21 protein-coding genes are annotated in these 20,514 nt (G+C 42.9%); 19 read left to right on the forward strand and 2 right to left on the reverse strand.

Going from position 1 to position 20,514, the window contains the following annotated elements:
• The 10 genes from AC1DVB_RS15375 to AC1DVB_RS15420 all read left to right on the forward strand — a co-directional run.
• On the forward strand, positions 1-686 hold a 686-nt coding region (locus AC1DVB_RS15375), incomplete at its 5' end, for a DsbA family oxidoreductase (protein WP_477589872.1).
• A gap of 139 nt (positions 687-825) precedes the next feature.
• Positions 826-1,098 carry a hypothetical protein gene (locus tag AC1DVB_RS15380; protein ID WP_057276754.1) on the forward strand — a complete coding sequence of 91 codons (273 nt, stop codon included), beginning with the start codon at positions 826-828 and terminating at the stop codon, positions 1,096-1,098.
• 379 nt (positions 1,099-1,477) lie between these two features.
• Positions 1,478-2,293 (forward strand): uroporphyrinogen-III synthase, encoded by an 816-nt coding sequence (locus AC1DVB_RS15385; protein ID WP_239858609.1) that lies wholly within the window; start codon positions 1,478-1,480, stop codon positions 2,291-2,293.
• 13 nt (positions 2,294-2,306) lie between these two features.
• Entirely contained in the window at positions 2,307-3,752 is a 1,446-nt protein-coding gene (gene cobA / locus AC1DVB_RS15390) for a uroporphyrinogen-III C-methyltransferase (protein ID WP_477589875.1), read from the forward strand.
• A 500-nt stretch (positions 3,753-4,252) separates the two neighbouring features.
• Positions 4,253-4,666, forward strand: coding sequence for a DUF4064 domain-containing protein (locus AC1DVB_RS15395; protein WP_057276751.1), 414 nt, complete (start codon positions 4,253-4,255; stop codon positions 4,664-4,666).
• A 179-nt stretch (positions 4,667-4,845) separates the two neighbouring features.
• Entirely contained in the window at positions 4,846-5,802 is a 957-nt protein-coding gene (locus AC1DVB_RS15400; RefSeq protein WP_477589877.1) for a transglycosylase SLT domain-containing protein, read from the forward strand.
• A gap of 14 nt (positions 5,803-5,816) precedes the next feature.
• Positions 5,817-6,734: an immunoglobulin-like domain-containing protein gene (locus tag AC1DVB_RS15405; protein WP_477589879.1), complete on the forward strand. Its 918-nt coding sequence runs from the start codon at positions 5,817-5,819 to the stop codon at positions 6,732-6,734.
• 433 nt (positions 6,735-7,167) lie between these two features.
• Positions 7,168-7,551: a DUF1992 domain-containing protein gene (locus AC1DVB_RS15410; RefSeq protein WP_264639200.1), complete on the forward strand. Its 384-nt coding sequence runs from the start codon at positions 7,168-7,170 to the stop codon at positions 7,549-7,551.
• 64 nt (positions 7,552-7,615) lie between these two features.
• Positions 7,616-8,197 carry a signal peptidase I gene (lepB, locus tag AC1DVB_RS15415; RefSeq protein WP_063577651.1) on the forward strand — a complete coding sequence of 194 codons (582 nt, stop codon included), beginning with the start codon at positions 7,616-7,618 and terminating at the stop codon, positions 8,195-8,197.
• 247 nt (positions 8,198-8,444) lie between these two features.
• Positions 8,445-8,930, forward strand: coding sequence for a DedA family protein (locus AC1DVB_RS15420; RefSeq protein WP_034309313.1), 486 nt, complete (start codon positions 8,445-8,447; stop codon positions 8,928-8,930).
• An 86-nt stretch (positions 8,931-9,016) separates the two neighbouring features.
• On the opposite strand, the gene AC1DVB_RS15425 is transcribed toward AC1DVB_RS15420, so the two are convergent.
• A complete protein-coding gene (locus AC1DVB_RS15425; RefSeq protein ID WP_477589882.1) occupies positions 9,017-9,751 on the reverse strand; it encodes an SDR family NAD(P)-dependent oxidoreductase in 735 nt (244 codons plus the stop codon).
• Positions 9,752-10,203: 452 nt separating this feature from the next.
• On the opposite strand from AC1DVB_RS15425, the gene AC1DVB_RS15430 reads away from it, so the two are divergent.
• The 8 genes from AC1DVB_RS15430 to AC1DVB_RS15465 all read left to right on the forward strand — a co-directional run bounded on the left by AC1DVB_RS15430 (position 10,204) and on the right by AC1DVB_RS15465 (position 19,286).
• Entirely contained in the window at positions 10,204-11,541 is a 1,338-nt protein-coding gene (locus tag AC1DVB_RS15430; RefSeq protein ID WP_057276748.1) for an MATE family efflux transporter, read from the forward strand.
• 156 nt (positions 11,542-11,697) lie between these two features.
• The gene (gene pepV / locus AC1DVB_RS15435; RefSeq protein WP_430755863.1) at positions 11,698-13,110 is read left to right on the forward strand and encodes a dipeptidase PepV; all 1,413 of its coding nucleotides are present in this window, start codon (positions 11,698-11,700) and stop codon (positions 13,108-13,110) included.
• A gap of 21 nt (positions 13,111-13,131) precedes the next feature.
• On the forward strand, positions 13,132-13,986 hold the full coding sequence (gene dat, locus AC1DVB_RS15440; RefSeq protein ID WP_477589885.1) for a D-amino-acid transaminase: 855 nt from the start codon (positions 13,132-13,134) through the stop codon (positions 13,984-13,986).
• Positions 13,987-14,205: 219 nt separating this feature from the next.
• Positions 14,206-15,444 (forward strand): Nramp family divalent metal transporter, encoded by a 1,239-nt coding sequence (locus AC1DVB_RS15445; RefSeq protein ID WP_095679573.1) that lies wholly within the window; start codon positions 14,206-14,208, stop codon positions 15,442-15,444.
• A gap of 233 nt (positions 15,445-15,677) precedes the next feature.
• A complete protein-coding gene (gene thpR, locus AC1DVB_RS15450) occupies positions 15,678-16,241 on the forward strand; it encodes an RNA 2',3'-cyclic phosphodiesterase (RefSeq protein WP_095679590.1) in 564 nt (187 codons plus the stop codon).
• A 19-nt stretch (positions 16,242-16,260) separates the two neighbouring features.
• A complete protein-coding gene (locus AC1DVB_RS15455; RefSeq protein WP_477589888.1) occupies positions 16,261-17,268 on the forward strand; it encodes an NERD domain-containing protein in 1,008 nt (335 codons plus the stop codon).
• The gene (locus tag AC1DVB_RS15460) at positions 17,180-18,211 is read left to right on the forward strand and encodes a diacylglycerol/lipid kinase family protein (RefSeq protein ID WP_189337265.1); all 1,032 of its coding nucleotides are present in this window, start codon (positions 17,180-17,182) and stop codon (positions 18,209-18,211) included. Before AC1DVB_RS15455 ends, AC1DVB_RS15460 begins: the two co-directional genes overlap by 89 nt.
• Positions 18,212-18,503: 292 nt before the next feature.
• Positions 18,504-19,286 (forward strand): phosphotransferase family protein, encoded by a 783-nt coding sequence (locus tag AC1DVB_RS15465; protein ID WP_328131430.1) that lies wholly within the window; start codon positions 18,504-18,506, stop codon positions 19,284-19,286.
• Here the strand turns inward: AC1DVB_RS15465 and AC1DVB_RS15470 are convergent, their stop codons facing one another.
• Positions 19,287-19,562 (reverse strand): YtzH-like family protein, encoded by a 276-nt coding sequence (locus tag AC1DVB_RS15470; protein ID WP_034309293.1) that lies wholly within the window; start codon positions 19,560-19,562, stop codon positions 19,287-19,289.
• Between the two features lie 242 nt (positions 19,563-19,804).
• On the opposite strand from AC1DVB_RS15470, the gene trmB reads away from it, so the two are divergent.
• Positions 19,805-20,443, forward strand: a complete 639-nt coding sequence (gene trmB / locus AC1DVB_RS15475; RefSeq protein ID WP_034309290.1) for a tRNA (guanosine(46)-N7)-methyltransferase TrmB — start codon at positions 19,805-19,807, stop codon at positions 20,441-20,443.
• Positions 20,444-20,514: the final 71 nt, after the last annotated feature.

Below are 20,514 nucleotides of genomic sequence, written 5' to 3' on the forward strand. Positions count from 1 at the left end.
ATCAATGTCCGTTCTGTTATATAGGTAAGCGTCGGTTCGAAGAGGCGTTAAAGCAGTTTGAAAATAAAGATCAGGTAGAGGTCTCATTTCGCAGTTTTGAGTTGAACCCAGAGGCTGAGCGGGATATCAATATGACTCAAAATGAAATGCTGGCCAAGAAATACGGCATGTCTCAAGCGCAGGTGGAAGCGAACAGCCAAAACCTGACTCAACAGGCTAAAGAATTGGGACTCGATTATCACTTGGACAAAGTGGTCTTAACGAATTCGTTCGATGCCCACCGCTTGATGCACTTTGCTGAATCAAAAGGTAAAGAGAAAGAAATGAATGAACGCCTATTTAAAGCTTACTTTACGGAAGGCAAACATATTGGCGATCACGCTACATTGGCAAGTTTGGCAGAAGAGGTTGGCATTGAAAAGTCCGAGACGGAGTCCATGCTGGCAGGAACGGCATTCACGGCAGAGGTTAGGGGAAATGAGCAAGAAGGAAGCCTGCTTGGCATTACAGGCGTCCCATTCTTCGTCATTAATCGCAAATATGGAATCTCCGGCGCCCAGCCAACGGAAGCATTCCTCGATACGCTAAAAAAAGTATGGGCTGAGGAAAATCCGCTTACGATCGTGAATGATCCAGCAACAGGCGACGCTTGTACGGACGGTTCTTGTAACATAAAGGAAAAATAGAAGATGAAGAAGGAGACCCCAAACTGGGGTCTCCTTTTTTTACTTGAAAAGGAAATGTCATGTATGGCAAAGAATATAGTGTACAGGATGGCTTTTCCAAAAAAAGTCCGAAATGAAAAGGAGTTAAAGGATGTATATAATGATTGGAATACTAGTCCTCGTGATTGCGTGTATAGTAATTGTCAAACTGATTTCCTATAAATATTGGACATGTATTTATACAGCATTCGGGAATGAAAATTATTATAAGGCGGTTGCGAAATTGGAAAGGGAAGGGATACCCTTCAAAACGAAAACGCCTATGAACTTAGGCACTGAAAACTTTCAGAATCGCCATGAAACCACTCAATATGATGTTTTTGTAAAAAAAGAACTGGAGCATATTGCCCAAAGGGCGATAAATAAGAATTAACAAAAGGTTAAATCGTGAAAATCGCTGTCCTGATGTGGCAGCTTTATTTTTGGCTAGAAAAGGTAGCATGAGGAATTTGAAGCAGGCCATGTTTTGCTTTTTTGGAAACTCACGAGTAAAAGCCCAAAACTTACGAGTATTTGCTCTAAACTTACGAGTAAAAGCCCAAAACTCACGAGTATTTGCTCCAAACTCATGAGGAAGGGACTTATGAAAAGCAAAATGCTGCTAATTCATCTTTCCACTGAATTTATATAAGATAAAAGAAAGAAAAAGCGTTGTTTTTGATATGGAATCCGTTTTTTATAGTTTCATAGACTGAAAATTTGTATAATGGGTGAGATGGATTTAATTGAATGTACATATAGGAGGGGCATGGATGAGTAAGCTTAATGGCAGGACCGTTGCTTTATTGGGGGCGCGGAAGACAGAAGAACTTAGTAAAATCGTTCAAAATCTTGGGGGAGTCCCGCTTGTTCGCCCGGCACAGGGGACGGTTTTCCTTGATGATTCCCATTTGGAAGAGGATGTCACCCGTTTGATGGCAGGGGAGTTCGATTGGATCATTCTCACGACGGGAGTGGGGACGGAATTATTATATAAAACGGCAGTGAAGATGGAAGCGGGAGAGCGTTTCATAGAGGCTTTGCAGTCTATGAAAATTGCAGCTAGGGGCTATAAAACGGTTAATATGCTGAAAAAGATTGGCCTGCAGCCATTAATCCGTGATGATGATGGCAGTACGGCAGGGCTTGTTCGCAATCTGGAAGGCCATCTGCCTGGAGGTGTAAAGGTCGCTTTGCAGCTTCACGGCGATCCGGCGCCTCTTTTGATGAATTGGCTGGATGAACAAAAAGTGGAACATAAAGAAATCCTGCCATATGAACATATAGCGCCTGAAAAAGAAACGATGCAGCAGCTGATCCAAGAAATCCTTGAAGGCAAAATCGATTCGGTTGTGTTCACGAGTGCACCCCAGCCGCGAAATTTAATGAGATTTGTCCGTGAACAAGGTGTGGAGGATAAGATAGTCGGCCTGTTTGCAACAGATGTAATTGCTCTTGCGGTCGGAAAGGTAACGGCGCAGGTGGTGATCGATGAAGGGATTGAGCGGGTCATATATCCTGAAGACCAACGGATGGGAAGTGCAATGGTGGAGCTGGTGAAATATTATCAGGGAATGGCAAGCAGATAGGGGTGAGTGCGGCATGACCAAGGGCAAGGTTTATTTTGTTGGTGCAGGTCCGGGTGATGAAGGCCTGATTACCGTAAAAGGCCAAAAAGAGATTGAAAAAGCGGATGTCATTTTATATGATAGATTGCTGAATCCCAAGCTGTTGGAGGCTGCCGCCTTCGATTGTGAATTGATATATTGTGGCAAGACACCTTATGCTACTGGCATCAGCCAAGGGGAAATCAATGAGCTGCTTGTTTCCAAAGCACTGGAAGGGCATCGGGTCGTCCGTTTGAAAGGCGGTGATCCTGCCGTTTTTGGAAGAGTCGGGGAGGAAGCGGAATCGTTGAAAGATGAGGGAATCCCATTCGAAGTCATTCCGGGGGTTACGTCCAGCATTGCTGCATCCATGTACGCAGGAGTTCCCGTCACACATCGGGATTACGGACGTTCCTTTGCGATGGTGACGGGCCATGATCAAACGAAGAAGGATATAGATTGGAATGGGCTTGTGAGTATAGATACGGTTGCCTTTTATATGGGTGTGGCCAACCTTCCGTCTATCCGCAAAAATTTGGTCAATCATGGAAAGCCGGGGAATACACCGGCACTCGTCATTCAATGGGGCACTTATGGAAGACAGGAAAGTGTCGAGGGGACCTTGGATGATATCGTCGAACGGGTAAGTGAAAGGTCGCTTGGCAATCCTGCAATCACCTTGGTCGGGGATATCATTTCACTAAGGGGAAAACTGCAATGGTTCGAAAGGAAGCCGCTTTATGGACAACGGTTTTTAGTGGCCCGGACTGGGACGGCAAAGAGTGCCTTGGCGGAAGCCCTGTATGAACTTGGCGGCGAAGTCATCGAGTTTCCTAAATGGAATGCGGAAAAAGTGAAAATAGAAGAAAGTCAGCTGCTCGCTTTTCTTTCATATGATCGAATTCTCTTCACTTCGCCTGAAAGTGTCCATGGATTCTTGGATTCACTTACTGAACAAGCTATTGATTTCCGCTGGATTTCTTCTAAACTATATGTGTTATCAAGGAAATCGAAAAAGGCTTTGCAGCAACGGGGTCTGACGGCCGAGCTCAAATCCGGGATGCCGGAAGCCGGAACACTGTTAGTTGTTGGAGATCGAAACAGGGATCTTAGAGATGCGGCACATGGGGACGGAGACTATATTCAATCAATCGCTAAATTTGTCGATGAAAGATTCCTTGAAATCTTTCCGAGAATGCTTGATGGGAAAGCTGTAGAAACGGTACTATTTTCAAACCGGCATTCAGTCGATATGCTGATGCAATATGGGAACAAGGCAAACGTGAATGTTGAAGCGCTGCTAAAACAAGCCTCCATCGGGGTGATCGGGGAAAGTACAGGCAATAGACTTCAAGACTATGGATTTACATCTGATATGATGCCGAAAGAACCGTCTGTCGAACAATTGGTGGATTTGATCGTGAATAGGAATGTTTTTTAGGCTCTGATAAAAACAGAGTCTATTTCCTTTGGGGGGCTTCGTTATTCACCTTCTATTAATATTGTTGGCGTTCAGTGTTAGGGCCAATCGTGTTATCATTTAATTACGGAACATCACGGAGTACGAAAAGCCCTCACTTACTGCTTTTATTGGCCGGAATTCATTCAAGGACAGAAGGTGACTTCATGTTTAATATTGGCGATGTTTTATGGCAATTATTCTACCTTGCCCTACTTGTTCTGTTATTCGTTATGGTTGTGAAGGCGGTCCGTTCTTTATAAAACATATGACAAAAATGAATAACCTGGATAATAAAAGAGATGAATTACATGAACGATTGAAAAAGAAGGATGAATGAAGGCAAGGCAGGGGGGGCGTTAAAGGATTTGGACGAATTCACCACATTTACACTCAATTTTGAGGAGTAAGGAATAAAAGTCTTTTATTCCTTCACAGATTGGGTATTATATATACGTGACTTTTCCAGGGAGGCGAAGTAAATGAAACGGACATGGGAATACGCATTAAGTATCATAGGCGTGAGTATCGCCGCGATTTTTTTAATCGTGACGATCATAGCGGCCGTCTATCTCAACAGTATCGATTTGAAAGAAATGGTGGACAACTCATTAATGACAGATTCTCAGGAGTTTTCCTCATCTGAGATAGATATGTCAGTCAAATTTTTCATGGGCTTATTATGGGCTGGGATCATATCTCTGTTCATTGCCTTGGCAGGCGGTTTGATCGCTATCTTTCTATTAAAGGGCGGCAAGGCGAAGGGAGCCGGAATCTTATTGATCATTACGGGCATTCTGACGATTTTTCATGTTTGGCCGCTTATCTTCTTCATCATACCGGGTATCATGTGCCTTGTAAGGAAGCCGAGGGAAACGGTGGAAGTGATCGAATGATCCGGCATCATACATAGTTTTGTGATTTGAAAACAAAGGAGCTTTCCCGTTAATGCGGGTAAGCTCCTTTTATGCTGTAAGGATATTTTAGGGGGGAATACCTTATTATACCTGCAATCACCAGTCTATCATGTTACTATTATTATAGATTTAAATATAAATAGACTGGAGTTCGATCAATGAAAATACCATTATTGAAGGTTGGGGCACTGACCTGTTTAACGCTTGGTTTGTTCAATGGACAGGCTTTTGCGGAGTCTGGTATAACCAATGCGTGTTCATCATTCGGTGAGATTCAACCCAATGAAAATCCTTCCCATAAGCAGATAAACTGCTTACTGACGAATGCGGCAATAGAGGCTGAAATCCCCCCTGAAGTGGTAAAAGCGGTGGCTACACAGGAAAACGGGGATTGGAGGCAATTTAATGAGGACGGTAAACCGATTAAATCCGACGATGGCGGTATCGGTCTAATGCAGCTTACCAATAAAAGTGGGTATGACCAGAAAAAGCTGGAAAATGATATAGTCTACAATATCGGGGCAGGCGTCGAGGTCCTGAGTGGCATGTATTCAAGAAGGGATTTGCCCAAGATCAAAGATGCAGGACGCAGGGTCATCGAAAACTGGTATTTCCCTGTCATGGCATACAATGGGACAAAACCGGTTAACAGTCCTCTTTACCAGGAAAACGGGCAAAGAAATACGAATGCCTACCAAGAGGAAGTTTTTGCTGAGATAGAAAACCAAAGTTATTTGAATGATACAAAACTGGCAAAATATCCATTCAAAACATCGGATTTTCAATATGATCGGGAAAGCACTGGAAATATCATCTTTACAAATCTTGTATACACACTGACAGAGCAAACACATGACTCTGTTTATTGGTTCAAGGCTGGAGACAAAGTGGTGACGACATCAAGCGCGAATATCAGGAAAGAAATAAGCACTACGGCAGGTGCAGTATCTGTTCCATCAAATACTAGCTTGATCATCACAGGGAATTTTAACTATCACGAATCTAAAGGAAATAAATTTGTTTTTTACCCCGTACAAACGGAAGACGGGAAGATTAAGGGGTATGTTTCATCGGCTTACCTATCCAATAGGCTATCGATTGTCGCACCTATCTAGGATACGAATAACCTGTGATTTCTGGGGCTGCCGGTAAATCGATTCCATTCAACTCCACTTTCAATCCTAAAACCAGCGTAAAGGCGAAGGATGATAAAGATGGTGACTTAACGAGTGCCATAGGTGTGGAAGGTAAGGTGGATACCAAAAAAGTGGGCACCTATAATTTGACTTATACGGTAGCTGACAAGGCTGGGAATGTTGCCAAGGTCACAAGGAAGATAACCGTTTATGATCAAGTCAAGCCGGTGATTTCAGGTGCCGGGAACAAAACCATCAAACTTAATTCTTCATTCAATCCAAAAACAAACGTGAGTGCCAAGGATAATGCCGATGGAAATTTGACTAGTAAAATCAAAGTGACGGGTACAGTCAATACGAAGAAAAAGGGGACCTATACATTAAAGTATACGGTCACAGATTCATCGAAAAATGCGGCGACAGTCACAAGAAAGATCACGATAGATGGCACCAAGCCAGTCATCTCGGGAGCCAATAGTAAAACCGTTGGCTATTATTCGACATTCAGCCCTGAATCGGGCGTATCTGCGAAAGATAACCTGGATGGCAACATGACGAGTAAAATAAAGGTGACAGGTACGGTGAATACAAAGAAAAAAGGTACGTATACATTAAAGTATACAATCACTGATTCATCGAAAAATACGGCAACAGTCACAAGAAAGATCACGGTAGACAGCACAAAGCCTGTCATTTCCGGTGCCAAGAGCAAAACCATTGCCTATAACTCGACATTCAATCCTAAATCAGGTGTATCCGCAAAAGATAATCTTGATGGAAGCTTAACAAGTAAGATCAAAATAACAGGGACTGTGAATACGAAGAAAAAAGGCACCTATACATTGACTTACACAGTTAAGGATAAATCGAAGAACGAGGCGGAAGTAAAAAGGAAAATCACCGTTAAATAGAAGGCCAACATGGATTCCCTGAATAGGGAATCCTTGAGTTTGTAGGCAAGGGATTATCTGAATTTTTAAACAAAGATGATTGGAGCGGGTGTGCGAGACTCCTGCGGGAAAAGCGAGTCGAGGGTAGACCCCACAGGCGCAAARGCGCCGAGGAGGCTACCGGACCGCCCGCGGAAAGCGAGTGCCCTACGTTTCAATCGACGTCCGAGATTTTACAAACCCTCATAAAAACTGTAGATAAACTTGATTTTCATCATCTAAAGTCTGTAGGATTCCCTGAATAGGGGAATCCTTTTTTGATGTCTGAATGTGTTTGGCTGAAAGATAGGCATATATAATAGTAGAAAGTGTCCCCAAGGGTGGAGTAGGTATTGATAAAAATGTTATAATTGTAAAAACATGTAATGATTAGTGATCTGAAGGGGGATTGTTTATGGGCAAAGAACACGGGCATGTGAACTGGATGGATCAGATTTTCAAGGAATATGAAAGAGAAGGCGGGCTGAAGAATAATCCTGGCTTTGGTAAACCGCTTCCGGAGTCGGCGCTGTCGGGAAATATATATGACAACTTCTTGACGAAGGCCAAGGATGCCGGCTTCCTTCCGCTTTGGATAAAATGGCAAAAAGAAATTCGCGAAGAGCTAGCCGAATTGGTTCGATTGAAAAAAATGAATGGAACTGAATCCGAATTAATGAAACGAATGGGTGAAATAAATGAGAAAGTCCGTACATATAATGCGATTTGTCCAACTAAAATGCAGCGCAGGGAAATAGAGTTGGAAAGCATGGAAATCCAGTACGAAAAATGGAAGTAAATGACAATGTGTAAAATGTGGGTATTTGTATGACGTGATCATGAAAGGATTATGTTATAATGGCATGAATAAAAAACAGAGAGAGGGACTTCGATTGGAAAAAAGAAAAGAAGTTTTTTCATGGATAAAAGCGATATTGATTGCAGTCATTCTAGCTTTTTTAATTCGAACGTATATTTTTGCACCGATTGTCGTGGACGGTGAGTCAATGATGCCGACTCTGCAAGACCACGAAAGAATTGTTCTTACCAAGTTTGGAACGAATATCGATAATATAGACCGGTTTGATATTGTCGTTTTTCATGCAACGGTAGATAAAGATTATATAAAAAGGGTTATCGGTCTGCCAGGTGACCATATTGAATATAAAGACGATACGCTTTATATTAATGGGAAAGCTTATGAAGAACCATACTTGGACAAATATAAGAATCAGATGCCATCAGGAGTGCCGCTGACTGAATCCTTCAAGCTCGAAGATATTACAGGCAGCATGACAGTGCCGGAAGGCCAGTTGTTCCTTATGGGGGACAATCGCCAAAATAGTTTGGATAGCCGTGAAATTGGCACGATTTCCGTCGATGAAATCGTGGGCAAGGCGAATCTAGTGTATTGGCCGATCAATGAAATAAAGATTGTGAAATAAGAAGAAGCGGACTCGGGTATCGAGTCCGCTTTTATTGTTGCCGATTTTCATCTTTAATGAGGAAACTGCCATACAGGTATTTCAACAAAAAACGTGTCCATTCTTCTTTTTTTTCTATTTTTTTTTTGAAAATCAACTCATTTGGGTTAAATTAGGTTATCCTATTAAAAAGAAGTAATCACGTTACCCAGGCCCGCATAAGAAAATGGATTACTTTAATAAAGGGTGCTGAGATGGAGTACTTTAGATGGATATAGTAAAAGATTTAATATCAAACTATGGTTATTTTGCGATATATGGATTGTTGGCGATTGGGATTATTGGCTTGCCGGTACCTGATGAGTTCATGATGACTTTTGTCGGCTATTTGTCATCCATTTCCGTTTTGAATGTCCAGGGAGCTTTCCTTGTCAGTTTCCTTGGCTCGATATCCGGGATGCTTGTCAGTTATTTCATCGGAAAAAAGGTGGGGAAGCCTTTTTTGAGGAAACATGGTAAGTGGATCAAAATGACCCCCGCGAGGTTGGAAAAATTGGAGAAATGGTTCAATAAATACGGTCCATGGACGATTATCATCGCCTATTTCATTCCAGGAGTCCGTCACTTCGCCAGTTACATTTCCGGTATGAATGGAATGGGGAAACGAAAGTATTTTATCTTTGCAGGAGCAGGGGCATTCAGCTGGTGTTTGGTATTTACGACTTTTGGCTATTTCATCGGTGTGTTAACTTAACTCATTACAACTTACAAAATTTCTTTATTGAATCAGAAAATCCCGTTTCTGAGTATTAGAAACGGGATTTTCCATTTCTGCTTTAATTATTGAGCGGAGTATCCGCCGTCGATGACAAGCTCGGCACCAGTTACGTATGAAGCTTCATCGGAAGCTAGATAAAGCACGGCATTTGCAATATCCGCCGGCTGACCCAAACGTTGTAATGGAGTGGCCTTGATCATTTGGTTCACTAACTCTTTTGATTCTTCTAATTTTTGAGTCATCGGTGTTTCGATGATACCAGGGAATACGGCATTGACACGGACGCCCATGCGGCCATATTGCGTTGCGGCAGCCTTGGAAATAGCACGGACGGCACCTTTTGAAGCTGAATAAGAGTTTAAGCCCATTCCGATTTGAGCTGTAAAGGAAGAAATGTTTACAACTGCGCCTTTACCTTCTTTAGCCATGTGAGGAACAACGTGTTTCATTCCAAGGAATGGTCCAAATCCATTGATGCCTAACATTAGCTGCCAATCGGCCAATGTCGTATCGTTAATGCCTTTTTCCATTGAGATACCGGCATTGTTTACCAAAATGTCGATTTGGCCAAATTTAGCGATAACTTCATCCGTCACCTTTTTCCAGCTTTCGTCTGAAGATACATCAAGTACAGTACCATGGACGTTATCGAGTTCATTCACGGCAGCTACAGCTTTTTCATTGATATCGGCAGCAATGACTTGTGCTCCTTCTTTTGTGAATAGGTCTACCATTTCCCTGCCCATACCAGATGCTCCGCCAGTGATAATGGCTACTTTATCAGTCAATCTTCCCATCATGATCACTCCTAATTAGTTGTTATAACGATGAATATATATTCAAGCATAGTTCAAAAGGTATATTATCAACGAGCAATACTAAAAACTCCTTCAAGAATCCGTCAAGTATTTTATTTTCCGGCTTGGGAAATGCCTTTTTCTTGCTGGATAAAAATGTACTTCCCATAACCCCTGCGGGTTGAAAGCGATATCAATCTTTCAATCTTTCAATCTTCAAATTTTGATTCGTAAATGATCCAGATTTAAAATGGGTTTTACCCGTTCTATTTGAAACGTTCCACAAGTAATCTTGTAGTGGCATCTCTTGCATGTTGGGGAGCACCATATGTACAATTCTAGTGATTAAAATTAAATACTGCAATATTTTTGTACTTTGAATACAATTTTTTATAACGACATTCCAATTCTAACTTTTCAGAACTTTTATGTACATAGGAGGTCATCATTTTATGAATAACAGAGTATATCTTTCCTTGGCCATCCCGCTTACGATTTCGACGATGAGTACGCCCTTGCTCGGTGCGGTCGATACGGCTGTGGTTGGAAAGTTGAGTGATCCCGCTTATATTGGCGGGGTGGCTGTCGGAACCATAATTTTTAATACGATGTATTGGCTTTTTGGTTTTCTTCGGGTCAGTACATCTGCTTTCGCTGCACAAGCGGAAGGGGCAAGGGATGAAAAGCAAACCCTGATGGCCTTGATTCGGCCTTTTTTCATTGCAGCGATCATCGGTCTGCTTTTTATCGTGATCCAAAAGCCCATTTTGAATGTATCGTTAGGCGCAATCGGTCCGGAATCGGATGTTTCCGCCTTTGCCGCAGATTATTTCGGCATCAGGATATGGGGCGCGCCATTTGCTCTATTGAATTATGTCATCTTAGGCTGGTTAATGGGGAAATCGAGGATAAAAACGTCTTTGTTCATTCAAGTTTTCATGAACGTGATGAATATAATCYTATGCCTCGTTTTCGTTAATATTTTTTCATGGTCTGTATCAGGGGTTGCTGCCGCTACACTGATATCAGAGATTTCCGCTTTTTTACTGGGCTTGTGGGTCATCCGGAAAGCGGTTAACGTACCGGATTCTTTTTCAATCCGGGAGGGGTTCGATCGGGCTTCCCTGAAAAAAATGATGGTGGTCAACAGGGATTTATTCATCAGGACCATTTGCCTGATCACGGTTTTCAATCTTTTTACGGCCAAGGGAGCGACTTTCGGGACAGAGACCCTGGCGGCCAATGCCGTACTCATTCAAATCCATTATCTGATGGCCTATTGCTTTGATGGCTTCGCGAACGCGTCAAGTCTTCTGGTCGGGAAGGCGATTGGTTCGAGAGATATAAACCTTTATAAAAAAACACTCTCACTCTCGGCGCGGTGGGGCTTGTATGCCTCGTTCATACTTGCCGCATCTTACTATCTTTTCAGCGATGAGGTCATTCTCTTATTCACGGACATTCCCGGCGTCATCGAATTGGCCCATGAATATGGACTTTGGATAGTCCTATTCCCATTCAGTGCCTTTATCGGACTCATTTTTTATGGAGTGTTTACCGGTGCGACTGAAGCCGTTCCAGTAAGGAACTCGATGCTTCTGGCACTGATGGCTTTTTTAATAGTCCAATTCGCAGCAGTAAGCAATCATGGCAATCATGGTTTATGGCTTGCATTCCTGGCTTTCAGTTTAGGACGTTCTTTATTTTTAGCATTATATATCCCAAGACTGAACAGAAAAGTAACAGAGTTAATGAATGACGATAGTCTAATGAAATCATCCTCTTTTTAATAAAAGAGGGTGTTTTTTTATTTTTGTAAGGGATGTTATCGATAGTTTGATGTTAGCAATAATGCGGGAATACGAAGAATAGGTAGCAAGGCTTGGCGAATGTGGTAGTAAAAGTGATAAAATGAAAAATATATATAAAAGAGGAGTTGTCATATTTTGAGTGAATTGAATTGGCGAGAAGAAGTTGAAAAACGGAAAATGGACTTATTGCTGGACACACAAAACTTATTGAAAATAAAAAGTGTACTTGATGAAGAACATCCGACAGAGGAGGCCCCACTCGGTAAAGGGGTGAAGGAAGCGCTTGATTTCATGCTTCAATTAGGCGAAAAAGACGGTTTTACTGTGAAAAATGTCGATAATGTCGCTGGGCATATCGAAATGGGGGAAGGCGAGGAGTTAATCGGGATATTATGCCATGTCGACGTGGTACCTGAGGGAGATGGCTGGAGTTCGGATCCGTTTGGCGCTGAAATCCGCAATGGCCGCATATATGCCCGTGGGGCAATCGATGATAAAGGGCCGACGATGGCTGCCTATCATGCGATGAAGCTGGTCCGGGAGCTAGGAGAACCTTTGAACAAACGTGTGAGGATGATCATTGGAACCGATGAAGAATCGAACTGGCGCTGCGTTGACCGGTACTTTGAAGTGGAGGAAATGCCTTCGATCGGCTTCGCACCAGATGCTGACTTCCCGATCATCAGTGCGGAAAAAGGAATCTGGGATTTCTCGGTTATCCATCCTGCCGATGCAGGAAATGGCACGAACTCAGACGTGAATGTCATCGAGTTTTCTTCAGGCCGAAGGACGAATATGGTACCGGATTTTGCGACGGCTATCGTGGAAACGGACAAACCTGCTGAAGTGGCGGCAAACTATCAGGATTATTTGCAAAAGTACTCATTGGGGGGCCAAGCCGTTCCGCAAAAAAATCAAGTGCTGCTTGAAATGAATGGTGTCTCGGCACACGCGATGGAACCGAACAACGGAAAAAATGCAGGTCTGCATTTAGCCGTATTTTTAGCTGATCTCACTCTTGATCCGCATGCGAAAGCCTACTTCACTTTCATCAAGGATCGTTTGTTCGAAGATTCCCGCGGAAATAATTTAGGTGTGGCTTATTCGGATGAGCAAACAGGAGAATTGACGATCAATGCCGGCGTTTTCAATTATTTTAAACAAGGCGACAGCTCGATCGGTTTCAGCATGCGTTATCCGGTCACGTTTGAGTGGGAACAGCAAAAGGCGGCGCTGGAAGAAAGGCTTGCGGCATATAATTTGAAAGTGAAGACCAATTCGCATTCAACTCCCCATTATGTGGACAGTGAAAGCTTCTTGATCAAGACGTTGCAGGGAGTGTATGAAGCGGAGACAGGTGATAAAGCCGAGCTTCTTTCGATTGGCGGCGGAACATATGCCCGTTCATTGAAAGAAGGCGTTGCATTTGGCCCGCTTTTCCCTGGCAGCGAAGACATTGCGCATCAGAAAGATGAATATATTGATATTGAGGATATGCTTAAGGCTACGTCCATTTATGCACGTGCCATTCATGAATTGGCTAAATAAGAGACAAAGAGGGAGAAAGACATGGGAAAAATCATTTTTAACGGCGACCTTAAAAGCAGGTCCGAAGTAAAGGTAGATATAGAAGACAGGGGATATCAATTCGGTGATGGCGTCTATGAAGTCATCCGGGTTTATAATGGCGAATTATTTACGGAGGATATGCATCTGAACCGGCTGATGGACAGTGCGAAGTTGATTCAGATGAAAGTTCCCTTTGCCATAGCGGAAATCAAAACCCGCATGAAAGAGCTGATCGCTGAAAATCAACTGAAGGACGGTATCGTCTATATGCAGCTGACAAGGGGAGTATCTGCGCGTACACACTCTTTTCCAACTGCAGAGGTGGAACCGGTCTTTGTCGCCTATACAAAGGAAATGCCTTATACAGGCAAAATGAAGCCAGGGGTCAATGCTGTTACCACCGAAGATATACGCTGGCTGCGCTGTAATATCAAGAGTTTAAATCTACTGGGAAATATAATGGCTAAACAGCAAGCGATGGAAGCCGGCTGTAATGAAGCGATCCAGCATCGTGAGGGTACGGTGACGGAGGGTAGTTCGTCAAATGTATCAATCGTGGTGGATGGGCAACTTAAAACGCATCCGGCCACAAACTTGATCCTGAATGGAATTACCCGTCAGGTGATGCTGAAGCTTTGCGCTGATCATGGGATTCCCTATGTCGAAGAAGCCTTTACGGTCGAGGACATGATGGCAGCCGATGAAGTTCTTTATACAAGCACTAGCGTCGAAGTGACACCAATTATAAATATCGATGGCCAATTGATTGCAGCCGGGGAACCCGGTCCGATAACTCAAAGACTGCAGAAACTGTTTTCCGAGGAAATCGAGAAGCAATGCGGTTCCATTAAATAGAGTAACGCCCCTTTGCCACTAATGGCAAAGGGGTTTTTTATCTGTTAGCCGGAAGCGAGATGGCCTTCCCCGAATCCCCGATCACGTTAATTACATCGATATGCAATCCTCCCTTTTTGTTTTGACATTTTCAAGAACCAGGAATATACTTGCTAATAACCTAAAAAGTTTACCTGTCGCAACAATTTAAGTTGCGTATAAAAAGGAGTTGACATAGATATGTCCGATGTGTTGCATCAATCTTCTTCGAGAGGAATAAAAAAACTGCTTCCCTATCTAGGGCCTGCCTTCATAGCAGCTGTTGCCTATATTGATCCAGGGAATTATGCTACCAATATTACAGCCGGATCTAAATATGGCTATACGTTATTATGGGTTATCTTTGCCTCCAATTTAATGGCTGTGCTAATCCAATCTCTATCAGCTAAGTTGGGGATAGCCACTGGAAAGAACCTTCCGGAGCTATGCAGGGAAAAATTTTCGAAAAAAACATCTTTCTTATTATGGATTCAGGCTGAAGCCGTTATAATGGCAACCGACCTGGCTGAATTCATAGGAGCCGCACTTGGGATTTATTTATTATTTGACATACCGTTAATCACATCGGCAATCATTGCAGCGATTGGTTCCTTTGCCATTCTGGAAATCCAGCGCAGGGGTTATCGAACATTCGAAGCCCTGATTACGGTCATGATATTTGTCGTTGTGATAGCTTTTGGCGCTCAAGTTTTTTATGCAAAACCTGACACGTCGGCCGTTGTTTTAGGACTATTCACTCCAAAATTCGAGGGAGTGGACAGCATTTTACTATCGGCCGGTATGCTTGGAGCCACCGTTATGCCACATGCGATATACCTTCATTCTTCTTTGACTCAAAGAAGGATAGTCGGAGTGAACGATATGGAAAGAAAAAGGATTTATCGTTTTGAGCTAATTGACATTGTCATCGCCATGTTGATTGCAGGTGCGATCAATGCCGCCATGGTCATCGTTTCAGCTGCCCTATTTCATAAGAATGGAGCACTAGTGGAGGACTTGGATGTCGCCTATCAACAATTCGGGGCCATGCTTGGACCATCGGTCGCGATGTTCTTCGGAATAGGATTATTATTTGCCGGTTTATCGAGCTCATCCGTTGGTGTAATGACAGGTGATGTTGTCATGCAAGGGTTCATTAAAAGACATATTCCGATTTATTTAAGAAGGGTCATTACTACCGTCCCGCCCCTGCTCATAATATTATGGGGAGTGAATCCATCCAAAGCGCTTGTGATGAGCCAAATTGTACTCTCGTTTGGCATCGCGTTTGCCTTAGTGCCATTGATCATGTTTACAAGCAATAAAAAAATCATGGGCAGCCTGGTCAACCATAAAATCACCTCGAGCATCGCTTGGCTTATAGCTGTACTTATCATTGGGCTGAACTTGTTCCTGCTTTACGAAACACTGTTCAGCTAACATGGAAATGGCAGGGAAGGACCGATTTTTGGTCCTTTTTTGCTGTTTTTTTCGTTAATCTACCCAGCCTGAAAAATACATTCCGGACCTGCGCATGATCCGTCAGGGGCTTTGTTCATAGGATGGTAGATTAGCGATATTTCTGAGGAGGGAGTATTTATTAGGAAGCCCTGGAAAAGGTATAGGCAATGGGAATTATGGTAAAATTAAAGGGAAAACAGGAAGGAATGGAAATGAACATGAATACTCATTTTTTCTTTGCTTTAGTATTGCCTGATGATATAAAGGCCTATTTAAATGCTGTTACGGAACAACTAAAGCCAGACTTTCCATTTAAGAAATGGCTGCATCCAGCMGATTATCATATTACGATGGCATTTTTGGGCAATGCTCCCGATACATTGAAAGAAGATGCTTTGGGGCGTGTGGGAAGCGAGCTTGCCAATGAGGCCTCATTCGGCTTGGAACTGGGCGATATCGGCGGTTTCGGCAAGAGTGATAGTCCAAGGATTCTATGGGCAGGCGTCAAGCAGCAAGAAAGGCTTTTTGCCATTCAAAGGAAAGTCTATAATTCCTGTATCGAGGCGGGTTTTGAACTTGATAAAAAGCCGTTTAAGCCTCATATTACACTGGCAAGAAAATTCGAGGGGGATAATCCCTTTTCGCTGGAGGGCGTTCGCCAGATGGCGAATGTGCAGGATAAGCATTTTGAAGCAGACCAGGTTGCGTTATATCAAACACATCTTGGAGCTTCCCCTTCATACGAGAAGATTTTCACGATAAACCTCCAAAAATAGAGAGATGGGTGGTGGTCGCATGGCACAGCTCATAAAGATGCAAGATTATATTTCCCGGTATGAGCAGGATATTTATCGTTATCCTACACAATTTGCGCGGTTGAAAAAACAGCAATGGGATAAATTGAAGGCTGCTTATAATGCGGGCGAGCTAGATCGGTTGTATAGTGAACATACTGAAAGTGAAACACAGGTCAAATTTGATCCGCCTCAGAAAGATTCGAAGCGCCTGTTTAAAAGGGTGAAAGGCATATTCCTCCGGACAGGTAAACAGGAGTCAGGGGCGGAAGAACTGCCGATGCCGAACCGGATTGAAGATCCTAATGTTTTTTCATTAAGATTTCCGTTCCGGCCGGCCAGTCTCGATGAATTAAAGCAAAATTTTTTAAATCAATTGCTTCGTTTTCAAATGAAATGGGGGAGTTCGACGCTTCGTGAAAAGTCATTTGTGGACCAATCATTCTTTTTGGATGAGAGGCTCCGCTTTTTTCTGCAGCGTTTTCCGGATACGTTTCTCGTATTATATAAACCTATCTTTCTTTTGAAAAATGCGCCTGTTGAGGTCGAAGTCATTTTATTGACCCCAGTTGATGCTTGGTGCATCACGTTTCTTGAAGCGGAAGAAGACGCTGCTTTCATCGGGTCAAGTGAACGATTCTGGGTCCGCAGGCATCATAAGCATCCTGATAAAAAGGTGCTCAATCCTTTGCTTGGTGCAAATCGGATGACGAACATCGTCTCCCAGTTATTTGAGCTATATGGAGTGAACATGCCGATTAAAAAGGTGGTTTTATCCCGGAACGGATATGTCGATTATCCCGAAGCCCCTTATGATATTACAATATTGGATAAACGGACCTTCCCGGAATGGTTCGAAAGGATGCGGGCCATATCGTCTCCGCTCAAGGCACAGCAGTTAAAAGGGGCACAGGCTTTGCTTGAACATTGCCAAACTACATCCAGCCTGCGACCTGAATGGGAAGCGGAGTATAACCAAACGGATGGAAATCAGCATGCCGCACCTTAAAGAAACGGTGTATTTCATTGTCAATCCAATGGCAGGAAATGGAGAGAGTTTGAAGGTTTGGAAAAAAGCCGAGAAAATACTGCAATCAAAAGCTGTTCCCCATGAGGTGTTTTTTACACGGGAAAAAGGGCATGCGCTAAGAATGACGAAGGAGATCCTATCAGGGACGAAGCAGGATACCCGGATGATCGCTGTCGGGGGAGATGGCACGATCAATGAAATGATAAATGGCGCCATTGGTTTCCCTCACGCTATCATCGGCTCCCTTGCGGCTGGATCCGGCAATGATTATGTAAGGGGCATTCAAAAAACCGAGAGTGTGGAAGAAGCACTTTCTTTATTTCAGGAGAATGCCTTTAGTGCCATTGATATTGGACAGTTCGAGACGAATGGCAAGATGGGGTATTTCGTGAACAGCCTGGGAATGGGCATTGATGCTGAAATTTCCGATGAAGCGGACCGTTCCCCTCTGAAAAAATGGTTTAATTTTATCAGAGCGGGTAAATTAATTTATCTGTTCATTTTTATAAAAAAGATAGTGACTTACAAGCCCGGCTGCATGGAATTGATCATTGATGGTGACCGGCATTTTTTGAAAAAGGTTTGGTTCATCGTTATTGCGAACCAGTCCTATTTTGGCGGCGGGATGAAAATTTCACCGATGTCGAAGGTGGATGATGGCAGTTTGAACGTGATTGCGGTCCATGATATTCCTTTGTTGAAATTATTGACCGTCTTCATCACCGTTTTATGGGGCGGTCACCTGAACATTAAAAATGTTGATTCTTTTTCCGGTAAAAAGATAAAAATGAAGAATGAAGGGTCAGTGAAAATCCAGTCTGATGGGGAAATTGTTGGTAGGAACGAAGTAGCTGCAGTGGTTCTGAAAGAGAAATTGCGCGTCATGTTACAGGCTGATAACCGATACAAAAATATGAAATGATTTATTTGTTTTTGTTTTATGCGTATAATCGTTTTATAGTACTTGACGAAGAAACCGTTTTTCAACTAAAATTTAATTTATGGCTATTGTTTAATTGCTCAATAGCTATTTTTTTATTTCTCTAAAATGAGGATGTTTTTAATTGCGGGTATCATCCCGATGCAAGTATATATGCAGCTTCGCCAGCAGGCGGATTTTTTATAAAACATGGACTCAAAGTAGTGGTAATACATACACTAGGTGAACGTACCCACATTTGTATGATTAAGCGAGGAAATCGAAGGTGAACCAGTTGGAACATTTATTAGGTCAGGAGTGGGATATATCCCCTGCTGGAGGAGCTACGGGAGAAGCCTTTATTGCCGAGAAAGAGGGGCAGAAGCTCTTCCTTAAACGAAATTCATCGCCATTTTTAGCTGTTCTTTCAGCTGAGGGCATTGTTCCAAAGTTAATGTGGACAAAACGCCTGGAAAATGGGGATGTAATTACGGCCCAGCATTGGATGGAAGGCAGGGAGCTATCTCAGCAGGAAATGAACAATATAAGAGTCGCAAAGCTGCTTCAAAAAATTCATCAATCCGATCCTTTGTTAAGCATGCTCAAAAGGCTTGGGAAATCCCCTTTACGACCTGAAAGTATACTTACAGACATAGAAACCGGGTTATCTTCGGATGTTACGGACATTCCGATTGTCAAACAGGCCATCCATTTTTTACAGAACAATCTCCTGTTAATTGAATGCGACGAAAAAGTCGTCTGTCATTGTGATGTGAACCACAATAATTGGCTCATGACAGAAACGGACGGATTGTTCCTGATTGATTGGGACGGAGCGGTCATAGGCGATCCGGCCATTGACCTCGGCATACTCCTTTATTCATATGTCCCGAGGGAAGAATGGAATCAATGGCTTGCCCGTTACGGCAAGAAGCTTGACGCAGGCCTGGAGATGAGGATGAAATGGCACACGGTTTCACAACTTGTGCTTTCCATCCAATGGCATCATCGCAGGAAGCGGTACGAGGAAAGAAATGAATTACTGCAAAAACTGGAAGCTTTATTGATGGTCAGCTGATCAAAATTGATCTATATCATCCACCCACTGGGACAGGTCGTTCTGGTGGGTTGAAATATGTGCATCTAAATCGGCGGTACCGATGCCCGTCTGACTGTATTCGTAAATCTCCGTCAGTATCGTTTTCACATTGCTGTCAATTTCCATATTGATCATTAAGGATTTGACGAGCCTTTCAACCTGTTCACATTCAGAAACGGATCCGCAGCAGTCTGTTTGATGGTTGGTCAATATATCTTTCAATAGTGACATTTGGTGTTCATGGGAAAGCGGCATATAATGCCTCTCCTTTCTTAAACATGGATTCAAGGGATTCCCAGGTGGTGCCCGCCTGCCCTTCACTTATTTATGGTGTGTTTTGCTGAAAGTTTTATACATGAAAACTACAGTGACTGTCGCCTGGATGGCCGGCAGTTTTTTTATTTGACCAGTGGGTGTTTCCTGAAAAAATCAACTTGCAGGAATCCATACACTCGTGTTATGGTTTGAACGATTATATTATAAATAGGGGTGTCATCATGCGTTTAAGAAATAAACCTTGGGCTGAAGACCGTTTGAATGATTTTCCACAATATGTAATTCAGCAGCCAGTGAGCCATAAAGGTAAATGGCATGAAGTTTTCGGAAACGATAATCCGTTATATATTGAAGTGGGTACGGGAAAAGGCCGTTTCATCACAGAAATGGCGAAGGCCCATCCTGATGTGAATTTCATTGGAATTGAAGTATATGGAAGCGTCATTGTTGCTGCATTGGACTTGCTGATTGAAGCGGATGTTCCAAATTTAAAGCTGTTGAATGTTGACGCAGCGAACTTAGGGGACTATTTTGCAAAAGGTGACGTGGATCGCGTCTACTTGAATTTCTCTGATCCATGGCCGAAATCACGTCATGCAAAACGTCGGTTAACATATAAGACCTTCCTCGAAGTATATGAAGGCATCCTGCCAGACAAAGGCGAGATTCACTTCAAGACGGATAATCAAGGGTTATTCGAATCTTCCTTGAAAAGTATTTCCGAATACGGCATGCTCTTGAAATTTGTAAGCCTTGATTTGCATAACAGCAGTTTTGAAGGCAACATCATGACTGAATATGAAGAAAAGTTCTCGAGTAAAGGCAATCGGATATACCGATTGGAAGCAATGTTCCAATAATCAACGATCAGAAACCAGGTGCACAGCATCTGGTTTTTTTGTTTGTTTATGATTCACGGGGTTGACTTGAT

It is taken from the genome of Peribacillus sp. P4_D6 (assembly GCF_056401795.1).

Coding starts and splice junctions, on each gene's coding strand:
- lepB (WP_063577651.1), top strand. CDS start 7,616: ATGAATAAAAAACAGAGAGAGGGACTTCGATTGGAAAAAAGAAAAGAA.
- trmB (WP_034309290.1), top strand. CDS start 19,805: ATGCGTTTAAGAAATAAACCTTGGGCTGAAGACCGTTTGAATGATTTT.
- AC1DVB_RS15425 (WP_477589882.1), bottom strand. CDS start 9,751: ATGGGAAGATTGACTGATAAAGTAGCCATTATCACTGGCGGAGCATCT.
- AC1DVB_RS15385 (WP_239858609.1), top strand. CDS start 1,478: ATGAGTAAGCTTAATGGCAGGACCGTTGCTTTATTGGGGGCGCGGAAG.
- AC1DVB_RS15410 (WP_264639200.1), top strand. CDS start 7,168: ATGGGCAAAGAACACGGGCATGTGAACTGGATGGATCAGATTTTCAAG.
- AC1DVB_RS15420 (WP_034309313.1), top strand. CDS start 8,445: ATGGATATAGTAAAAGATTTAATATCAAACTATGGTTATTTTGCGATA.
- AC1DVB_RS15395 (WP_057276751.1), top strand. CDS start 4,253: ATGAAACGGACATGGGAATACGCATTAAGTATCATAGGCGTGAGTATC.
- AC1DVB_RS15380 (WP_057276754.1), top strand. CDS start 826: ATGATTGGAATACTAGTCCTCGTGATTGCGTGTATAGTAATTGTCAAA.
- AC1DVB_RS15400 (WP_477589877.1), top strand. CDS start 4,846: ATGAAAATACCATTATTGAAGGTTGGGGCACTGACCTGTTTAACGCTT.
- cobA (WP_477589875.1), top strand. CDS start 2,307: ATGACCAAGGGCAAGGTTTATTTTGTTGGTGCAGGTCCGGGTGATGAA.
- AC1DVB_RS15445 (WP_095679573.1), top strand. CDS start 14,206: ATGTCCGATGTGTTGCATCAATCTTCTTCGAGAGGAATAAAAAAACTG.
- AC1DVB_RS15455 (WP_477589888.1), top strand. CDS start 16,261: ATGGCACAGCTCATAAAGATGCAAGATTATATTTCCCGGTATGAGCAG.
- AC1DVB_RS15470 (WP_034309293.1), bottom strand. CDS start 19,562: ATGCCGCTTTCCCATGAACACCAAATGTCACTATTGAAAGATATATTG.
- dat (WP_477589885.1), top strand. CDS start 13,132: ATGGGAAAAATCATTTTTAACGGCGACCTTAAAAGCAGGTCCGAAGTA.